This window comes from Rahnella sp. CJA17(1/100) (assembly GCF_963881615.1).
Taxonomy (GTDB): Bacteria; Pseudomonadota; Gammaproteobacteria; order Enterobacterales; family Enterobacteriaceae; genus Rahnella; species Rahnella aceris.
The window spans coordinates 87,215-106,003 of sequence record NZ_CAWOJA010000093.1; the positions used below are offsets into that span (position 1 = coordinate 87,215).

The window sequence follows — 18,789 nt, forward strand, 5'->3', positions numbered from 1 at the left end:
GGGGCAGAGCCGGGATGCCCGGATTACCCCGCATCGCAATTTACTATTTCTTAAGTTCCAGACGTTTGATATCGCCGACCACCAGCAGATAGCAAAGCATCGCCATCAGTGCTGAACAGCCCACAAAAATTAATGCCATATTGAAAGAATGCAGACCTTTCACGATGTAGCCGATCACCAGCGGCGTCACGATGGAGGCCACGTTACCGAACACGTTGAAGATGCCGCCGCACAGGCCGATGACTTCTTTTGGCGCAGTATCCGCAATCACCGGCCAGCCGAGCGCTCCGAAACCTTTACCGAAGAACGCCAGCGCCATCAGGGTGACGACCAGTACGTTATTGTCGGTGTAGTTACACAAAATGATGCTGGTGGCTAATAACATGCCCAGCACGATAGGAATTTTACGCGCCACGGTCAGCGAGTAGCCGCGTCTGATCAGAAAATCTGAGAACACGCCACCCAGCACACCGCCCGCAAAACCACACAGCGCAGGAATTGCGGCAATCATCCCCACTTTAAGAATAGACATGCCCTTTTCCTGAACCAGATAAATCGGGAACCAGGTCAGGAAGAACCACGTAATACTGTTAATGAAATACTGTCCGAAGAAGATCCCAAGCATCATGCGGCTGCTCAGCATCTGACGAACGTAGCTCCATTTCGGGCCGTTTTTCGCGCTGTCCGTTTTCTTGTGGTCGATATCAACAACGGCACCGCCGTCTGTCAGATACTCCAGCTCACTTTTAGAAATATGTGGATGTTCCGGCGGGTTGTGAATGAATTTGATCCACACCAGCGTCAGCACAAAACCCAGCACGCCCATCACGATGAAAACATGTTCCCACCCCCAGGCATAAGTCAGCCAGCCCAGCAAAGGCGAAAACAGTGCCAGTGAGAAATACTGTGCGGAGTTAAAAATCGCGGAAGCCGTGCCGCGTTCAGTGGTCGGGAACCAGGCAGCCACAATACGGGCGTTCGCCGGGAAGGATGGAGCTTCGGAGAAACCGAGCATGAAACGCAACATGAACAGCGTCAGTGCGCCGTACGCCAGCGGGAACCAGCCCACAAAACCCTGCAACAGGGTGAACAGCGACCAGAAGAACAGGCTGTAGGTGTACACTTTTTTGGAGCCAAATCTGTCCAGCAGCCAGCCGCCGGGCAATTGCATAATCAGATAAGCCCAGCCGAACGCGGCAAAGATTTGTCCCATGTCGGCAGCATCCAGGCCCAGCTCACGCGCGACCTCGGTTCCCGCGATAGAGAGCGTTGCGCGGTCAGCGTAATTCACCGCCGTGATTAAAAAGATAATCAGCAAAATATAGTAACGGATATGGGTCCGTACCTTACTTTGCGCGATTGTCCCGGACTGAGATTGAATGTTCATGGTGACCCTCATTGTCATAATGCGAAAATTTTTCAGGGAGCTCACCGTTATTGAAATAACGTTTTTCGTTCACCTGTGGTTATTCGCCGTACAGCGTCTTAATTCGAAACAGGCAATAAACACTTTATTTATGATCGCCTGAAATTTACCTGTATTACTTTCAACGTCACCTTCAGAGGGCCAATACAGTATAAAAAGGAGGCCACGAAATAACACTGTGCATTCGCCCAAGAATAGCCCCGTTGATTGTGACTATTCTTTTGCATCCACACATCGGTGTGGGAGGAGAATCACAGATTGTGTGGAACCGATAACCGCTCAAATCAAAGGGTGATTTACATCACATTTATTCTGTCACCTGCCACACAGAATGACGTTCATCGGGCAAAAAGCTGGTCAGTTGCACAATGAGGTTGCCGGAAGACTGCCTTATAATGGATGCCATACCCTGTATTACCAGAGCATGTTTACAAGAACATTATTGAGCGTCAACTTCAGATAATTTACCGGAATTTTTTGTTCCGGGATGTTTAATAAACGCGGAGACAGTTATGTCACGTAATAAAGATAAAGAACACGCTACCGAAGCGCTTTTTATTAAAGTTCATGAAAGCGATAACGTGGCGATTATTGTGAATGACAACGGCTTAAAAGCCGGCACCCGATTTGCGAATGGTCTGGAATTAATTGAGCATATTCCGCAAGGCCATAAAGTGGCGTTAGAACCCATTGCTAAAGGCGGCGATATTATTCGTTACGGAGAAGTCATTGGTTATGCCGTACGGGATATCGCGCAGGGCAGCTGGATTGATGAATCCCTGGTGGAATTACCGGTCGCCCCTGAACTTTACAGCCTGCCGCTGGCCACCCGTGTGCCACCCGCGCTGCCACCACTCGAAGGCTATACCTTTGAAGGCTACCGCAATGCCGACGGCAGCGTCGGCACCAAAAATCTGCTGGGAATCACCACCAGTGTGCATTGCGTAGCGGGCGTAGTGGATTACGTAGTGAAAATCATTGAACGTGATTTGCTGCCGAAATTCCCCAACGTCGACGGTGTCGTGGCACTGAATCATTTGTACGGTTGCGGTGTGGCGATTAACGCCCCTGCGGCCATTATCCCGATCCGTACCATCCACAATCTGGCGCTGAACCCGAACTTTGGCGGCGAAGTCATGGTGGTCGGTCTGGGCTGTGAGAAGCTGCAACCCGAGCGCCTGCTGGAAGGCACGCCGGATGTGCAGGCGATTTCACTCGATGACACGCACATTGTGCGTTTGCAGGATGAGCAACATGTCGGTTTCCAGTCGATGGTTGACGATATCCTGACGGTCGCACAATTTCATCTGGAACGCCTGAACCGCCGCCAGCGCGAAACCTGTCCGGCTTCCGATCTGGTTGTGGGCACACAATGCGGCGGCAGTGATGCCTTCTCCGGCGTAACCGCCAACCCGGCAGTCGGTTACGCTTCGGATTTGCTGGTGCGTTGCGGTGCAACAGTGATGTTCTCGGAAGTCACAGAAGTGCGCGACGCTATCCATCTGCTGACACCGCGTGCAGCGGACGTCGACGTGGGTAAACGTCTGCTGGAAGAAATGGCCTGGTACGATAATTATCTGTCGCTGGGTCAGACCGACCGCAGCGCCAACCCGTCTCCGGGCAACAAAAAAGGCGGTCTGGCTAACGTGGTTGAAAAAGCACTGGGTTCGATTGCTAAATCCGGTACCAGTGCGATTTCAGAAGTGTTGTCTCCGGGACAACGTCCGACCAAAAAAGGCCTGATTTACGCCGCCACACCGGCCAGCGATTTTGTCTGCGGGACACAGCAACTGGCTTCCGGTATTACCGTTCAGGTATTCACCACCGGACGCGGTACGCCATACGGCCTGCTTGCCGTGCCGGTGATTAAAATGGCAACACGTACCACGCTGGCAAACCGCTGGCACGACCTGATGGATATCAATGCCGGGACAATTGCGACCGGTGATGCCACCATCGAGGATGTGGGCTGGGAACTGTTCCATTTCATTCTGGACATCGCCAGCGGTCGCAAGAAAACCTGGTCAGACACCTGGGGCATCCATAATGCGCTGGCGGTGTTTAACCCGGCGCCGGTGACCTGAGTTACCGTTTTGCAGATAAACGAAAGGCCAGCAATGCTGGCCTTTTTTGTGCGTCTGATTTGATTCACAACTTACTGCGCCGCAGCGGCACCGGTTTGTTCTGCACCCACCAGCCCGACTTTCAGGTAACCGGCTTTACGCAAGTTATCCATCACGCTCATCAGCGTTTCGTAATCGACACTTTTGTCCGCGCGGAAGAAAATCGTACTCTGCTTGTTACCCTGAGTACGCTGATCCAGCATCGCGGTCATATTATCGCTGTTCACGGGCGTGTCGCCGAGGAACAGTTGCTTGTCAGCTTTCACCGACAGGAAGATCGGTTTCTCCGGACGCGGCTGCTGTTTTGCCGTCGAAGCCGGTAAATCCACCCGCACATCAACGGTGGCCAGCGGTGCCGCCACCATGAAGATGATCAGCAATACCAGCATGACGTCGATAAAAGGCGTGACGTTGATGTCATGCATTTCACCACTTTCGTCGATATCGTCGTTTAACCGAATAGCCATAATCTGTTCTTACCCTACGCGTAACTGACCTGTCTGACCGCGTGGCGCATTGCCTTCGCTGGCAGCCAGATCCAAATCACGGCCCTGTAACAGGATAATCTGCGCCGCCACATCGCCTACCTGATGACGGTAAGAGGTGATGGTACGGGCGAAAATGTTGTAGATGACCACCGCAGGGATGGCTGCAACCAGACCCACAGCCGTCGCCAGTAAGGCTTCGGCGATACCCGGTGCGACGACCGCCAGATTGGTAGTCTGCGTCTGTGCGATACCGATGAAGCTGTTCATGATGCCCCATACGGTACCGAACAGGCCGACGAAGGGAGAGATTGCCCCGATGGTCGCCAGAATACCGTTGCCACGCCCCATGTAACGACCCGCGGCGCTGACGCGGCGCTCAAGGCGAAAACCGGTACGCTCTTTAATGCCGTTGTTGTCAGTCGATCCGGCAGACAGTTCCAGCTCGTTCTGCGCATCGCGGATCATCTGCGCGCTGATGCTGCTGGCAGCGAAACTTTCAGCCTGCTCGGCGGCTTCGTCCAGCGTACGAACGGAGGACAACGCATCAAATTCACGGCGCATACGGCGTTTGCCAGTGAAGACTTCCGCACCCTTGCTGAATAACAATGCCCAGGTGACTACAGAAGCCAGCAGCAGACCGATCATGACGGTCTTCACCACCACATCAGCGTGATGGTACATGCCCATAACAGACAAATCGGTTGGGATCACGGGTGCCGTCTCTGCTGGCGCGGGTTGCATCACCGGAGCTGGCGTTGCGTCACCGGTCGCCGGTGCGTCAGCCGTTGCAGGTTGAGTTGCTGCAGAATTGACGGCTTGTCCCGCCGGCGTCGCAGGTGCAGCCATCGCGTTGCCGCTCAGACCAGCAACCAACATTAACGACATCAGTAATGAGGTCGCCTCTTTCATCTTATTGCGAGCCGTTTTCACGCGTCGCCTCCAGCCAGAATCAGTGTGTAGAAGGAATGAATAACGCCGAATGATATCAAAGAAAAAGGCCTAATTGATAGTCGTTCTCATTATTATTTACATTGTCCCGCCTGCCGCCCGACGTGTCATTGACAGATGACAAGGTTTTTCCTGTTTGTACAAAGGTTGAACAATTTAACCTCCGTCACACTTTCAAAAAAAATCACACAGTAAATCAATCATCTGAGCTTCATTACTCAAGTTAAAACAACGTTTTAAATATTAAGCAACAGCTTTTTACATTTGTTACGAGTTTGTGATAACGCTCAAATACCGCACAACAAAAAATAGGATAAAGTGCATTCACTGGCGAAGACCTCACACCGGCACGTCATGCATCCCTATCATTTAAAAGCTTATTCAGACATTTTTCAAAATGAACCGGCAACGCCTCTGCGCCCGTCCTGTTCGATACTTGTTCACATTTATCTTTCCCTTACCGAGTACCCTGGAGACAAACTGATGAAAATGCAAAAAGCACTTCTCAGCCTTTGCCTGAGTTCCGCGACCCTCTTATTTACGCATGGCGTATCAGCACAAACGCTGAAAGCCGCCGACGTGCATCCGCAAGGCTATCCCAACGTGGTCGCCGTCCAGCACATGGGCGAAAAACTGCAAAAGCAAACAGACGGACGCCTCGAAATTAAAACGTTTCCGGGCGGCGTGCTGGGAGATGAAAAGCAGGAAATTGAACAGGCGCAGCTCGGTGCGCTGGATATCATCCGTGTGTCGATGACGCCGGTTGCTTCGATTTTGCCAGAAATTAATGTCTTCACCCTGCCCTATATTTTCCGCGACGAAGACCATATGCACAAAGTGCTCGACGGTCAGATCGGTAAAGAAATCGGCGATAAAATCACCAACAACCCGAATTCGCGACTGGTTTTTCTCGGCTGGATGGATGGCGGGACGCGTAACCTGATCACCAAAAAACCGGTGGTGAAACCGGAAGATTTGCACGGCATGAAAATCCGCGTACAGGGCAGTCCGATTGCGCTGGCAACGCTGAAAGCGATGGGTGCCAATCCGGTGGCGATGGGCGTCAGTGAAGTGTTCAGCGGCATGCAGACCGGTGTCATCGACGGCACCGAAAACAACCCGCCAACCTTTGTCGCCCATAACTACCTGCCGGTAGTGAAAAACTACACCTACAGCCGCCATTTCATCATCCCGGAGCTGTTCCTGTATTCAAAAGTGAAGTGGGACAAACTGAAACCGGAAGACCAGCAGTTAATCCTCAAACTGGCGAAAGAAGCACAGGACGAACAGCGCGAACTGTGGAAAGCCTATAACGAGAAAGCCCTCGCCACGATGAAAGCGGGCGGCGTGAAATTCTATGAGATTGACCCCGCGACGTATGTCAAAGCCACGCAATCCGTGCGCGATGAATTCGGCAAAGACCATCAGGATCTGATGCAGCAAATCGCTGACGTGAAGTAAACCCTGACACCGGCAGCCTGCGGGCTGCTTCTTTCTGATCTTTCGCCGGGGGATTTATGGTTTCGAGTTATCACACCCTGATGGACATTCTTTACCGCTGCGCGATGTGGATCGCGGGCATCGCGTTGCTGCTGATGGTGGCGGTGATCCCGGTTGGGATCTTTGCCCGTTACGTGATGAACAGCGCCCTGTCGTGGCCGGAGCCGATCGCGATTATGTGCATGGTGACGTTCACCTTTATCGGAGCCGCTGTCAGTTACCGCGCTGGTTCACACATCGTCGTTGCGATGGTCACTGACCGCCTGCCACCTGCGCTGAAAAAATTCTCTGCCCTGTTGGCTGACCTGATGATGCTCGCCATCAGCGTGTTTATTTTCTGGTACAGCCTGCAATTGTGCAGTGAACTCTGGCAACAGCCGGTGGCGGAATTCCCGCTGCTGACCGCCGGACAAACCTATCTGCCGCTACCTATAGGTTCTGCACTGACGTTGTTATTCATCATTGAGCAGATCATTGCCGGCCCGCAACATCAGCGGCCTGTGGTGATGCTGGGCAATTCTGACGCCTGACCGGAGCCTGTTATGGATGCATTAATCTTGTTGTTAACGCTGGCGGTGATGCTGGCGATTGGCGTGCCGGTCGCTTACGCCGTCGGGCTGAGCGCGCTGGCAGGAGCCTGGTGGATTGACCTGCCGTTTGAAGCGCTGATGATCCAACTGACCAACGGCGTGAACAAATTTTCACTGCTGGCGATCCCGTTCTTTATTCTGGCAGGCGCGATCATGGCCGAAGGAGGGATCGCCCGCCGGCTGGTCAGTTTTGCCTACATCTTTGTCGGGTTTATCCGCGGCGGGCTGTCGCTGGTGAACATTGTGGCCTCGACATTTTTTGGCGCGATCTCCGGTTCTTCCGTGGCGGATACCGCCTCAATCGGCTCGGTGATGATCCCGGAAATGGAGAAGAAAGGTTATCCGCGTGACTTTGCGGCGGCGGTCACCGCCAGCGGCTCGGTACAGGCGATCCTGACGCCACCCAGCCACAACTCGGTGATTTACTCGCTGGCGACCGGCGGTACGGTGTCGATTGCCGCGCTGTTCATCGCCGGTATTTTGCCCGGTTTACTGCTCAGCCTGACGCTGATGGTGATGTGCGTGGTGTTTGCTCACAAACGCGGTTACCCGAAAGGTGAGCGCGTGCCGTTCCGCCAGGCGCTGAAGATTTTTATCGACACGCTGTGGGGGCTGATGACCATCGTGATCATCATGGGCGGCATTCTCAGCGGGATATTTACCGCGACGGAATCCGCAGCGATCGCGTGTTTGTGGTCATTCTTCGTCACCATGTTTATCTACCGCGATTACAAGTGGAGCGAACTACCGAAACTGATGTATCGCACGGTGAAAACCGTCAGCATCGTGATGATCCTGATAGGGTTTGCCGCCAGTTTTGGCGCAGTCATGACTTACATGCAGTTGCCGATGCGCATCACCGAATTCTTCACCTCGATCTCTGACAACAAGTACGTGATCCTTATGTGGATCAACATCATGCTGCTGGTGATCGGCACACTGATGGACATGGCGCCGATCATCCTGATCCTGACGCCGGTGCTGTTGCCGGTGGTGTTATCGCTCGGCATCGACCCGGTGCATTTCGGCATGATCATGCTGGTGAATCTGGGGATTGGCCTGATCACCCCGCCGGTCGGCTCGGTGCTGTTTGTGGCCAGCGCGGTGAGTAAACAGAGCATCGAAAAAGTGGTGAAAGCCATGCTGCCGTTCTACTGCGTGCTGTTCGTGGTGCTGATGCTGGTGACCTATATTCCGACCATTTCGCTGTTCCTGCCCAAACTGTTTGGCGTTTATACCGGCTGATGCCCAAAACTCGTTTCTCCCTTGCCCGTCGTCACGACGGGCTTTTTTTTGGCCGTGCTGCTGAAATTTTCTCATCCACCCGCCAAAAGCCTGATCCCTGAAATTCATCATGTTAAGTTAATGACATATCGGCGGATGCAGAGAGCACCGCGCTATAAAACAGGGTGAAATACGGATTATGTCGTCTAAGAAAATTGAAACCGCGCTGGTCAGCGCCGGACGGGACAAGAAATTCACGCAGGGTTCAGTGAATGCCGTGATCCAGCGCGCCTCATCGCTGGTGTTTGAAACCGTGGCGGATAAAAAACACGCCACCGCTAACCGCGCCAACGGCGAACTATTTTACGGTCGTCGTGGCACCCTGACGCATTTCTCATTCCAGGAAGCGATGGTGGAGCTGGAAGGCGGCGCAGGTTGCGCGCTGTATCCTTGTGGCGCGGCGGCAGTCAGTAACGCCGTACTCTCATTTGTCAGCAGCGGCGACCACATTCTGGTGGCCGGTTCAGCCTACGAACCGACGCAGGATTTCTGCGAAAAAGTGCTGAAAAAACTCGGCGTATCCACCACCTATTTTCCGGCCAATATCGGCGCGGGGTTAGGCTCGCTGATGCAACCCAACACCAGAGTGGTGTTCCTGGAATCGCCGGGTTCAATCACCCTGGAAGTCCCGGACATTCCGGCGATGGTGAAAGCCGTGCGGGCCGTGAATCCGGACGTCGTCGTCATGATCGACAACACATGGGCGGCGGGCATTCTGTTTAAAGCGCTGGAATTCGATATCGATATTTCGATTCAGGCAGGGACCAAATACATTATCGGCCATTCCGATGCCATGATTGGCACCGCCGTTTCTAATGAACGTTGCTGGGAGCAACTGCGGGAACACTCATATCTGATGGGCCAGATGGTCGATGCTGATACCGCGTATGTGGCCAGCCGCGGTTTACGCACCATGGGCGTGCGGCTGAAACAGCATGCAGAAAGCAGTCTCCGCATTGCGCGGTGGCTGGCAGAGCGGCCGGAAGTGGCGGTGGTCAACCATCCGGCATTACCCGGCAGCAAAGGCCATGAATTCTGGAAACGTGATTTCACCGGCAGTTGCGGCCTGTTCTCTTTCGTGCTGAAACAGCGCCTGAGCAAACAGCAACTTTCCGACTATCTCGATCACTTCGAACATTTCAGCATGGCCTATTCCTGGGGCGGTTTTGAATCACTGGTTTTAGCCAATCAGCCGGAAGAAATTCAGGCGATACGTCCGGCAGAAACCGTGGATTTCAGCGGTACTCTGGTGCGGTTGCATATCGGGCTGGAAAATTGTGACGACCTGATCGCCGATCTTTCAACAGCCTTTGAACGGATTGCGACATCCTGAACCGCACAGATTGCGACACACCGCGCAGATCGGTAAGGTGTGTGACGTATTTTCGTTCGCAAAATGAGAATAATCTGTAAGCTCTACTTTTAGCTCCGGTAAATTTACGCCGGAGCATTCTGTCTTTTTCACAGTGTCCTCAGATCAACGTCTTCCGGCGCAAATCGCGGTACACTGGCAAGTGACAGTTTTTAATGAACAGAAACAGGACAGAATATGGCAGTTATTTGCGACATTTTTCATGCGCTCTGGCGACATGATTTTATTATGCTCGCCGACCCGAAACTTCTCTGGGTTATTTACGCTGTTCTGTTCGCCACGCTTTTTCTCGAAAACGGGCTGCTTCCCGCCGCTTTCCTGCCCGGCGACAGCTTATTGCTGCTGACCGGCGCGCTTATCGCCAAAGGCGTCATGAGCTTCTTCCCGACCCTGATTATCCTGGTGACCGCTGCCAGCCTGGGCTGCTGGCTGAGCTATATTCAGGGGCGCTGGCTCGGACATACCCGCTTGGTAAAAGGCTGGCTGTTACAGCTTCCGGCGCATTATCATCAGCGCGCACATCAGATGTTTACCCAACACGGGCTGATGGCTTTACTGGTGGGCCGTTTTCTGGCGTTTGTCCGCACCCTGCTGCCGACGATGGCGGGCATCTCTGGTCTGAACAATGCCCGCTTCCAGTTCTTCAACTGGCTGAGCGCCATTTTGTGGGTCGGCGGAGTGATCACCATCGGTTTTGCGCTGAGCCACATTCCGGTGGTTAAACGCCATGAAGATCAGGTCATGGCGGGGCTGATGATTTTACCGGTTCTGTTGCTGGTGATGGGGCTGGCTGGCGGACTGGTGGTGGTGTGGAAGAAACGCAAATGCCGGGCCTGAACACGCAGTTCAGGCTTTAAACGCCACATCCGCTAACGCCAGCACACCGGAACTCCCTTCGCGCAGACGTGCCATCTCATCACTCGGCGTGACGCCAAAATAGCGCTTAAATTCACGACTGAATTGTGACGCGCTTTCATACCCGACCTGCAGTGCCGCCACACTGGCTTTCACACCATCAAAAATCATCAGCGTACGCGCACGATGCAGACGATAGGTTTTCAGATACTGCAGTGGCGACGTGCTGGTCACGGCTTTGAAGTTATGGTGAAACGCAGAAATACTCATGTTCACTTCGCTGGCCAGCGCTTCCACACTAAGATTGTCGGCGTACTGCGCTTCAATCCGGCGCAGGGATTTAGCAATCTGGCTGAAATGCGTATGACGGTTGACCAGCGCCTGTAACGCCCCGCCATTTTCGCTGGTCAGAATAAAGAACAGGATTTCGCGGATGATCTTCGGCCCCAGAATGCGGGCATGCAGCGGTTTATCCATCACATCCAGCAGACGCTCTGTGGCACACAGAATATCGCCATCCAGCACGCCGGAGTTGATACCGGTTGAAGGTTCTTTCTGACGCACCACGCTTTCGTCGCCCATATCCATCAGTAAATCCTGCAACATCAGGTTATCAATACTGATCTGGATACCGGCCAGCGGCTCTTCGGGGCTGCTGAACGTTTCACATTCGAAAGGCAACGGCACGGTCAGCATCAGATAATTGTGCGGATCGTAGGAAAAGGTTTTCTTGCCCAGATAACCGACTTTGCGTCCCTGAAAAAGGATCACGATGCCGGGATTGTACAAAACCGGCTGGCGCGGATGGTAACGCGTGGTGTACATCAGCGTCAGCTGCGGTACCGCCGACGGCATCAGGTTTTTATCTCCGCTGAGCCGGGCGACTCTGGCTGCCATGCGGGTGCACAGGCTGTTCACGTTTTCCATCATTCCGCTCCACACATTCATTAAACTGACATTGATTTTGCCATAACACCCTACGTTCCTACAGAGAGAAGCAGAATCAGGCAAGACTCTCGCAGAAATGGGCATCATCCTGTTGCGCATTTTCTCTTACAGTTAATGTCGCCTTCCGCAGGGGGACACACCTGCATAAACGCGATGAACTGCTAGTCTGTATGAACGCACTTTTCATTCGCTGATCGTGAGCGACCTTCGTTCGCCGATTCATTTTTCTGATAACTTCTTATTTCAATTCATTATTTGTCTAACCCGAAAGTTCGGAGGATTGTATGTCTGCACCTGTTGCTGCTGAAAACACCTTTAACGCCTGGGCCGCTGCCGGCCCGAACCAGCCACTGGAAGCGTTTGCTTTCGACGCTGGTCCGATTGGCGATGAAGAAATTGAAGTCGCGATTGATTACTGCGGCGTCTGTCATTCAGATCTGTCTATGCTCAATAACGACTGGGGTATCACGCAGTATCCGTTCGTACCAGGCCATGAAGTGGTCGGTAAAATCGTCAAAATAGGTAATCATGCGCAAAACAAAGGGCTGAAAGTCGGCCAGATTGTCGGCGTGGGCTGGAACCGTGGCAGTTGCATGCATTGCCATCCTTGTATGTCCGGCGATCAGCACCTTTGTCATGACGTGGAAGCCACCATCATCGGCCATCACGGCGGCTTCGCTGACCGCATCCGCAGCCACTGGGCGTGGGCGATCCCGCTGCCGGAAGGCGTGGATATCACCAGCGCCGGTCCGCTGTTCTGTGGCGGTATCACCGTCTTCAACCCGCTGCTGCAGTTTGGCGTACTGCCAACTCACCGCGTCGGTGTGATTGGTATCGGCGGTTTAGGTCATATGGCGCTGCGCTTCCTGAATGCATGGGGCTGCGAAGTCACCGCCTTTACGTCATCACTGGCTAAACGTGACGAAGCGATTTCACTTGGCGCACACCGCGTTATCGCCACCCGAGACAGCGAAGAGCTGAAGAAAATCGCCGGTCAGCTGGACTTTATTATGGTGACCGCCAATGCCTCGCTGGACTGGGACGCCATTCTCGGCGCGCTGGCACCCAAAGGCCGTCTGCACTTTGTGGGGGTGGTGCCCGAAGCCGTACCGCTGCATGTGATGGCGCTTATCAGCAAACAGGCAGAAATTTCCGGTTCACCGACCGGTGCCCCTTCCCGTCTTGCCGACATGCTGGCGTTCTGCGCCCGTCATGGCATTACCCCGCAGGTTGAGCACTTCCCGCTGAGTAAAATCAATGACGCGGTGGAGCATCTGCATGAAGGGAAAGCGCGCTACCGCGTGGTACTGGATATGCATGCTTAGGTATTTTTTACACTTAAAATAAGTAGCCTGCTCAGCAAGATGCCGTTTCGTTAACTAGACTTAACGTCAATCCCTACACGGTGCCCGTGCATTCCGGCGGGCACTCTGCCCTGAAAGGAGAAACTCATGGCAACGCAACCCATCATCAAACTTCACGATGGCAATCTGATGCCTCAGTTAGGACTTGGCGTATGGAAAGCCAGTAATCAGGAAGCCACCAGTGCGGTGAAAACGGCGATTGAAACCGGCTATCGCCACATCGATACCGCCGCCATCTACAAAAATGAGGAAGGCGTCGGCGAAGCAATTGCTGCTAACCTTGTTCCGCGTGAAGAGCTGTTTATTACCACTAAGCTGTGGAATGACGATCAGCTGAACGCGCCACAGGCGCTGGAAACCAGCCTTAAAAAGCTGAAAACTGATTATGTCGACTTGTACCTGATCCACTGGCCACAACCGGCCCAGGGGCATTACGTCGATGCCTGGAAAGCCCTGCTGAAACTCAAAGAGCAAGGGTTGGCGAAAAGTGTCGGCGTATGTAATTTCCCGCTGCAACACTTACAGAAGCTGAAAGACGAAACCGGTATTTTCCCTGCTGTGAATCAGATTGAGTTACACCCGCTGATGCAACAGCGCCAGTTGCACACCTGGAATGCCACCCACACCATCGCCACTGAATCCTGGAGCCCGCTGGCGCAGGGCGGCGAAGGGGTATTTGATCAGCCGCTGATCCAGAAACTGGCAGAAAAATATGACAAAACACCTGCGCAGATTGTCATCCGCTGGCATCTGGATAACGGACTGATTGTTATCCCGAAATCGGTGACACCTAAACGTATCCGTGAAAACTTCGACGTGTTTGACTTTAAACTGGAGAAGGAAGAACTGGCGGAAGTCACCAAGCTGGATAAAGAGCACCGTCTGGGGCCGGATCCGGAAAAAGGCCTGTAAGCCATTCAGTCAATGTCATAACGCAAAAACCCGCCATGGCGGGTTTTTTATGTAGCAGAACAACGTTACATCGACGGCTGAACCAGCATATTTCCGGCTGAACCACGGTCAGCCAGTTCCAGCGCTCCGCTGCGGTAGACAAACGGGAAATGCTCATAGGAAGGCTGATTGAAATACACCAGTAATTCGACATCGCCATCCACCCAGACCGTGTCTTTGAATCCGGCATCTTCCACCAGCGGTGCCGCACCGTTGACGCTTTTCACCAGGAAGGACACGCCTTCTGCATGGAATGTCTGCGGCATGTCCGCATGAACGGTCCAGCGTTCCCATGTGCCCTGTTGCGCAGTCAGGTCGATACGGTTGATATCCCACATCGCGCCGTTGATTCCCGGCTCACTGTCACCGAGACGCAAATCACGGGTGCGGACAACGTTACCGGAGAGGATCTGATCGGCCAGCAAACGCATCGGCAGATTATCCGTCACCAGCGGCAACAAGCCGGTCGGTTTCAGCGTCAACACGATCGTCGACACCAGAATGCTCGAGGGTTCAAACAGGCCACGCAGTCTGTCCATCACGCCTGCGGCTTCACCGGCAGTAATCGACACTTCTTCGCCCTGCGACATATCCACCAGCACTTCGCGGCGTTCTCCCGGTCCGAGCGACAGACGTTTAACAGTCATTGGCGCAGGCAGAAAACCAAGATCGGAAGCCACGACGTGGAACGCGCGGTTATCAGTCATGCTAAGTTCGTAACGGCGGGCATTCGATGCATTCAGCAGGCGCAGACGCACCCAGCCTCGCGAAACCTCGACATAAGGACTTTGCACACCGTTTACCAGCATGGTGTCACCGAAGAACCCGCCTGACGCTGGCGTGTCATATTGCGGCACGCCGAACCCATCCAGACGCTTGTCCTGAATGATAATCGGGAAATCATCCACGCCGTAGTGATTCGGTAACGGCAGATTCTTGCTGACTTCATCCTCAACAATCCACATCCCCGCCAGCCCGTTATAAACGTGTGGCGCCATGCGGTTGGGGGTATTGGCGTGATACCAGCAGGTGGCCGCCGCCTGACGAATAGGCAATACCGGAGACCAGTCCACGCCTGGCTGCATCAGACGTGCTGCGCCACCGGTTAACGTTCCTGGTTCAAGCAGGCCGCTGACGGTCATAGAAACCGGTTCAGCCAGCCGGTTGCTGTAAATAAGTTTGACGTCATCGCCGCTGTGCACTTTGACGGTCGGACCGAGGTACATGCCATTAATGCCCCAGACCGGTGCCTTTGCGCCACCCAGGAATGACCAGTGCGCGGCCTGCAACGTCAGAAACAGCGGTTGCCCGCGGCGCGATTCAAGCAACGGGGGAACAGGTAATGCCGGTTGCGAACCACTCGCTTCTGCTTTTAAAGGCAGAGCACCTGCGGCAAGAGCCACGCCGGAGGCTTGCAGGAACGAGCGACGACTGAGTGACATATCTTCTCCATGAAAACGAACCATAAACTGTATTGAACGCCGCCGCCATCAATGGCAGCGGGAAGAATCCCCGTCATACTTCAGGCTGCGGGTGCGTTGGCAGCTCGAATTATTTAGTGGATTTATAAATAGTATTATTTTTTTGCGGCGGCTTCGCGCTGTGCCACTTCGGCATCCAGCTCGGCGATTTTGTCCGCCATGATCTGACGGCAATGCTCGGACAATTCACGCAGGCGTTCTTTGGTGTAACCACTGGTGTCGATCGGTGGCAAAATTTCGACAATCACCAGCCCGTTAGACCAGCGGTTTAATTTCACCTTGTTGCTGGTGTTCGATACACAAATCGGCACAATCGGCACGCCGGCAGCAATCGCCGCATGGAAAGCGCCGGTTTTGAATGGCATCAGGCCACGACCACGGCTGCGGGTACCTTCCGGAAACATCCAGATCGACAGATTCTTTTTCTTAATCTGGGCCACAACCTGAGAAATAGTACCGTGCGCTTTGGCGCGATTATCACGGTCAATCAGCAGGTTGCCCGTCAGCCAGTAAAGCTGACCAAAGAACGGGATCCAGGCCAGGCTTTTTTTGCCCACGGTGACCGTACCGGGCATGACGACGGACGAAGCCGTCACCATGTCGTAATTGTTTTGATGGTTGGCAATATAAATACAGTTACCATTATTCACGGCTTCTGCAGGAATACGTTTTTCAACACGAAGACCAAATACCGGTGCCAGACGACCAAACAGCTTACCGAAAGTCGACACATGTTTCGGGTTCCGCGGGCTGAAAAGACAGTAGATGCAACCAAAGACACTAACCAGAATCGAGTAAATCACCACGATAATCAGACGCAAAATAAATAACATAACATCCTCTTAAAACTACAGCCGAAGCCGGTAAGAAACCTGTGCAGTTTCGCTCCCTGTGCGGTGAACTATTCTCAAGCCTCATTCAACACGGCACAACGGTTTTATTAATACAAATGTAAAATCTTTGCACTGCGCGACAGTCTCAGGCCACTGAATTCCATCGAAAGATTTCAGGGCACAAATGTGCCCTGACTTTTGCCGATTAACAGCGGTCTTATTCTTCGCTGTCACCGCCGCTGATGCGAACAGGTGAATCGACTTCAACACGATCGATACGTTGCAGCCCGCGCGGCAGAAGCGTTCCTTTGCGGCCACGTTCGGCACGGAATTTCTGCAGGTCTTCCGGACGGAGAACCAGCTTACGTTTACCGACATGCAACGTGATCGACGTTTGCGGTGGCAGAACCAGCAACCACGCCAGTTTATCTTCGCCACTGGCCGCCTGCGCTGCCGGAATTGAAACAATTTTGTTACCCTTGCCTTTCGACAACTGTGGCAGATCCGCCACCGGGAACAGCAACATACGTCCCGCTGCAGTAATCGACAACAGCATATCGTCACTGCCATGAAGTTCCATTGGCGTGAAGGCTTTGGCGTTATCCGGCAAGGTAATCATCGCTTTACCGGCACGGTTACGGGCCACTAAATCGTTGAAAGTACAAACGAAGCCATAACCGGCATCTGATGCCATCAGCAGTTTCTGGTCGTCCGCCGCCATCAGTACGTGCTCGATGGTTGCGCCCGGCGGTGGTGTCAGTTTACCGGTCAGCGGTTCACCCTGGCCGCGCGCAGAAGGCAGCGTGGTCGGATCGAGCGCATAACTGCGGCCGGTGGAGTCCATAAACACCACGGGCTGATTGCTCTTGCCTTTGGCCGCAGCGCGGAAACTGTCACCGGCTTTGTAACTCAGGCCGGAAGCATCGATGTCGTGGCCTTTGGCGCTGCGCACCCAGCCTGACTCTGACAACACGATGGTCACCGGCTCGGACGGAATAAAATCGTGCTCGCTCATCGCCCTGGCTTCTTCACGCTCAGTGATCGGCGAACGTCGCTCGTCACCAAAGGCTTCGGCATCTGCCTGAATCTCTTTGCGGATCAGCGTGCTGAGTTTACGTTCTGACGCCAGCAATGCCTGCAACTGATCGCGCTCTTTCGCCAGCTCATCCTGCTCACCACGAATTTTAGTTTCTTCGAGTTTCGCCAAATGGCGCAATTTCAACTCAAGGATAGCTTCAGCTTGCGTATCTGACAGTTCGAAACGCTGCATCAGTACCGGTTTCGGCTCATCTTCCGTACGGATGATGTGGATCACTTCATCGATATTAAGGAACGCGGTCAGCAAACCTTCAAGGATATGCAGGCGTTTCAGCACTTTATCAAGGCGGAAGTTCAGACGACGGCGTACGGTATCGCGGCGGTAAGCCAGCCACTCCGTCAGGATCTCAAGCAGCCCTTTGACCTGCGGACGATGATCAAGACCGATCATGTTCATGTTAATGCGGTAGCTGCGTTCCAGATCGGTAGTCGCAAACAGGTGATTCATCACCTGATCCAGATCGATACGGTTGGAGCGCGGCACGACGACCAGGCGGGTCGGGTTCTCATGATCTGATTCATCACGCAGGTCTTCAACCATTGGCAGCTTTTTGGCACGCATCTGGCTGGCAATTTGCTCCAGCACTTTCGCGCCGGAAACCTGATGCGGTAGCGCAGTGATCACCGCACTGCCGTCTTCTTTGTGCCAGACCGCACGCATACGCACCGAGCCTTTACCCGACTCGTACATTTTGCGAATTTCATTGCGCGGCGTAATGATTTCAGCTTCTGTCGGGAAATCAGGCCCCTGTACGAATTCCAGCAGATCTTCGAGCGAGCTGTTCGGTTTTTCCAGCAACGCGACCGCAGCGGCAGCCACTTCACGGATGTTATGCGGCGGAATATCCGTCGCCATCCCGACCGCGATGCCGGTCGTACCGTTAAGCAGAATATTCGGCAGACGCGCAGGCAGCATTTTCGGCTCCTGCATGGTGCCGTCAAAGTTCGGCACATAATCGACCGTGCCCTGACCTAATTCACGTAACAGAACTTCGGCATATTTTGACAGGCGCGATTCGGTATAACGCATCGCGGCGAAGGATTTCGGGTCATCCGGCGCGCCCCAGTTTCCCTGCCCGTCAACCAGCGGATAGCGGTAAGAGAATGGCTGCGCCATCAGCACCATGGCTTCGTAGCAGGCGCTGTCGCCATGCGGATGATATTTACCCAGCACGTCACCGACGGTACGCGCGGATTTTTTGAATTTGGCGTTATTACTCAGGCCCAGCTCGGACATCGCGTAAATAATACGACGCTGCACCGGCTTGAGCCCGTCACCGATAAACGGCAGCGCGCGGTCCATGATGACGTACATGGAATAGTTGAGATAGGCGTTCTCAGTAAACGTGTGCAGAGCTAAACGTTCTGTTCCGTCATGAGTCATTTCGCTCATTGATGTTTAATCCTCAGACCCGTGGCGTTATCGTTTTGGAAATTAAGGAAGCTTGCACCCGCAGGCGCGCGATGTCCGCTGCCGCGAGGCAATGATGTTCGCGATAGTACATCATCTGCCGTATGACTGTCACAG

General features: G+C 53.7%; 15 protein-coding genes. 8 read left to right on the forward strand and 7 right to left on the reverse strand.

The annotated features are described in order from the left end of the window. Positions 1–43: 43 nt before the first annotated feature. On the reverse strand, positions 44–1,387 hold the full coding sequence (locus AACU55_RS25080; protein WP_013573985.1) for an MFS transporter: 1,344 nt from the start codon (positions 1,385–1,387) through the stop codon (positions 44–46). Positions 1,388–1,938: 551 nt separating this feature from the next. Between AACU55_RS25080 and garD the strand changes: the two genes are divergently transcribed. Next, positions 1,939–3,510: a galactarate dehydratase gene (garD, locus tag AACU55_RS25085; protein WP_013573984.1), complete on the forward strand. Its 1,572-nt coding sequence runs from the start codon at positions 1,939–1,941 to the stop codon at positions 3,508–3,510. Positions 3,511–3,581: 71 nt separating this feature from the next. On the opposite strand, the gene exbD is transcribed toward garD, so the two are convergent. Both exbD and exbB read right to left on the reverse strand, forming a co-directional pair. After that, entirely contained in the window at positions 3,582–4,016 is a 435-nt protein-coding gene (exbD, locus tag AACU55_RS25090; RefSeq protein ID WP_013573983.1) for a TonB system transport protein ExbD, read from the reverse strand. Between the two features lie 9 nt (positions 4,017–4,025). Next, positions 4,026–4,946 carry a tol-pal system-associated acyl-CoA thioesterase gene (gene exbB, locus AACU55_RS25095; protein ID WP_191996295.1) on the reverse strand — a complete coding sequence of 307 codons (921 nt, stop codon included), beginning with the start codon at positions 4,944–4,946 and terminating at the stop codon, positions 4,026–4,028. 522 nt (positions 4,947–5,468) lie between these two features. Here exbB and AACU55_RS25100 point away from each other — a divergent pair. The 5 genes from AACU55_RS25100 to AACU55_RS25120 all read left to right on the forward strand — a co-directional run bounded on the left by AACU55_RS25100 (position 5,469) and on the right by AACU55_RS25120 (position 10,568). Further along, on the forward strand, positions 5,469–6,446 hold the full coding sequence (locus AACU55_RS25100; protein ID WP_013573981.1) for a TRAP transporter substrate-binding protein: 978 nt from the start codon (positions 5,469–5,471) through the stop codon (positions 6,444–6,446). A 56-nt stretch (positions 6,447–6,502) separates the two neighbouring features. Continuing rightward, the gene (locus AACU55_RS25105; RefSeq protein WP_013573980.1) at positions 6,503–7,015 is read left to right on the forward strand and encodes a TRAP transporter small permease; all 513 of its coding nucleotides are present in this window, start codon (positions 6,503–6,505) and stop codon (positions 7,013–7,015) included. A gap of 12 nt (positions 7,016–7,027) precedes the next feature. Next, a complete protein-coding gene (locus tag AACU55_RS25110) occupies positions 7,028–8,320 on the forward strand; it encodes a TRAP transporter large permease (RefSeq protein ID WP_013573979.1) in 1,293 nt (430 codons plus the stop codon). Between the two features lie 178 nt (positions 8,321–8,498). Further along, positions 8,499–9,692 (forward strand): cystathionine beta-lyase, encoded by a 1,194-nt coding sequence (gene metC, locus AACU55_RS25115; protein ID WP_134706358.1) that lies wholly within the window; start codon positions 8,499–8,501, stop codon positions 9,690–9,692. 216 nt (positions 9,693–9,908) lie between these two features. Further along, positions 9,909–10,568, forward strand: coding sequence for a DedA family protein (locus AACU55_RS25120; protein ID WP_134706360.1), 660 nt, complete (start codon positions 9,909–9,911; stop codon positions 10,566–10,568). Between the two features lie 9 nt (positions 10,569–10,577). Here AACU55_RS25120 and AACU55_RS25125 read toward each other — a convergent pair whose 3' ends face one another. Continuing rightward, positions 10,578–11,513 carry an AraC family transcriptional regulator gene (locus AACU55_RS25125; protein ID WP_134706424.1) on the reverse strand — a complete coding sequence of 312 codons (936 nt, stop codon included), beginning with the start codon at positions 11,511–11,513 and terminating at the stop codon, positions 10,578–10,580. A gap of 305 nt (positions 11,514–11,818) precedes the next feature. Between AACU55_RS25125 and ahr the strand changes: the two genes are divergently transcribed. Continuing rightward, on the forward strand, positions 11,819–12,859 hold the full coding sequence (ahr, locus tag AACU55_RS25130) for an NADPH-dependent aldehyde reductase Ahr (RefSeq protein WP_013573975.1): 1,041 nt from the start codon (positions 11,819–11,821) through the stop codon (positions 12,857–12,859). Between the two features lie 126 nt (positions 12,860–12,985). Continuing rightward, positions 12,986–13,810, forward strand: coding sequence for a 2,5-didehydrogluconate reductase DkgA (dkgA, locus tag AACU55_RS25135; RefSeq protein WP_013573974.1), 825 nt, complete (start codon positions 12,986–12,988; stop codon positions 13,808–13,810). Positions 13,811–13,875: 65 nt separating this feature from the next. On the opposite strand, the gene ftsP is transcribed toward dkgA, so the two are convergent. The 3 genes from ftsP to parC all read right to left on the reverse strand — a co-directional run bounded on the left by ftsP (position 13,876) and on the right by parC (position 18,654). Beyond that, the gene (gene ftsP / locus AACU55_RS25140) at positions 13,876–15,291 is read right to left on the reverse strand and encodes a cell division protein FtsP (protein ID WP_013573973.1); all 1,416 of its coding nucleotides are present in this window, start codon (positions 15,289–15,291) and stop codon (positions 13,876–13,878) included. Between the two features lie 134 nt (positions 15,292–15,425). Next, on the reverse strand, positions 15,426–16,163 hold the full coding sequence (locus tag AACU55_RS25145) for a 1-acylglycerol-3-phosphate O-acyltransferase (RefSeq protein WP_013573972.1): 738 nt from the start codon (positions 16,161–16,163) through the stop codon (positions 15,426–15,428). A 217-nt stretch (positions 16,164–16,380) separates the two neighbouring features. Next, positions 16,381–18,654, reverse strand: coding sequence for a DNA topoisomerase IV subunit A (parC, locus tag AACU55_RS25150; RefSeq protein ID WP_037034166.1), 2,274 nt, complete (start codon positions 18,652–18,654; stop codon positions 16,381–16,383). Positions 18,655–18,789: the final 135 nt, after the last annotated feature.

Excerpts from the sequence above, each read along its gene's own strand:
- dkgA (WP_013573974.1), top strand. The coding sequence starts at position 12,986 with ATGGCAACGCAACCCATCATCAAACTTCACGATGGCAATCTGATGCCT.
- AACU55_RS25105 (WP_013573980.1), top strand. The coding sequence starts at position 6,503 with ATGGTTTCGAGTTATCACACCCTGATGGACATTCTTTACCGCTGCGCG.
- ftsP (WP_013573973.1), bottom strand. The coding sequence starts at position 15,291 with ATGTCACTCAGTCGTCGCTCGTTCCTGCAAGCCTCCGGCGTGGCTCTT.
- exbB (WP_191996295.1), bottom strand. The coding sequence starts at position 4,946 with ATGAAAGAGGCGACCTCATTACTGATGTCGTTAATGTTGGTTGCTGGT.
- AACU55_RS25100 (WP_013573981.1), top strand. The coding sequence starts at position 5,469 with ATGAAAATGCAAAAAGCACTTCTCAGCCTTTGCCTGAGTTCCGCGACC.
- AACU55_RS25120 (WP_134706360.1), top strand. The coding sequence starts at position 9,909 with ATGGCAGTTATTTGCGACATTTTTCATGCGCTCTGGCGACATGATTTT.
- garD (WP_013573984.1), top strand. The coding sequence starts at position 1,939 with ATGTCACGTAATAAAGATAAAGAACACGCTACCGAAGCGCTTTTTATT.
- metC (WP_134706358.1), top strand. The coding sequence starts at position 8,499 with ATGTCGTCTAAGAAAATTGAAACCGCGCTGGTCAGCGCCGGACGGGAC.
- exbD (WP_013573983.1), bottom strand. The coding sequence starts at position 4,016 with ATGGCTATTCGGTTAAACGACGATATCGACGAAAGTGGTGAAATGCAT.
- AACU55_RS25125 (WP_134706424.1), bottom strand. The coding sequence starts at position 11,513 with ATGGAAAACGTGAACAGCCTGTGCACCCGCATGGCAGCCAGAGTCGCC.
- AACU55_RS25145 (WP_013573972.1), bottom strand. The coding sequence starts at position 16,163 with ATGTTATTTATTTTGCGTCTGATTATCGTGGTGATTTACTCGATTCTG.
- parC (WP_037034166.1), bottom strand. The coding sequence starts at position 18,654 with ATGAGCGAAATGACTCATGACGGAACAGAACGTTTAGCTCTGCACACG.
- ahr (WP_013573975.1), top strand. The coding sequence starts at position 11,819 with ATGTCTGCACCTGTTGCTGCTGAAAACACCTTTAACGCCTGGGCCGCT.
- AACU55_RS25110 (WP_013573979.1), top strand. The coding sequence starts at position 7,028 with ATGGATGCATTAATCTTGTTGTTAACGCTGGCGGTGATGCTGGCGATT.
- AACU55_RS25080 (WP_013573985.1), bottom strand. The coding sequence starts at position 1,387 with ATGAACATTCAATCTCAGTCCGGGACAATCGCGCAAAGTAAGGTACGG.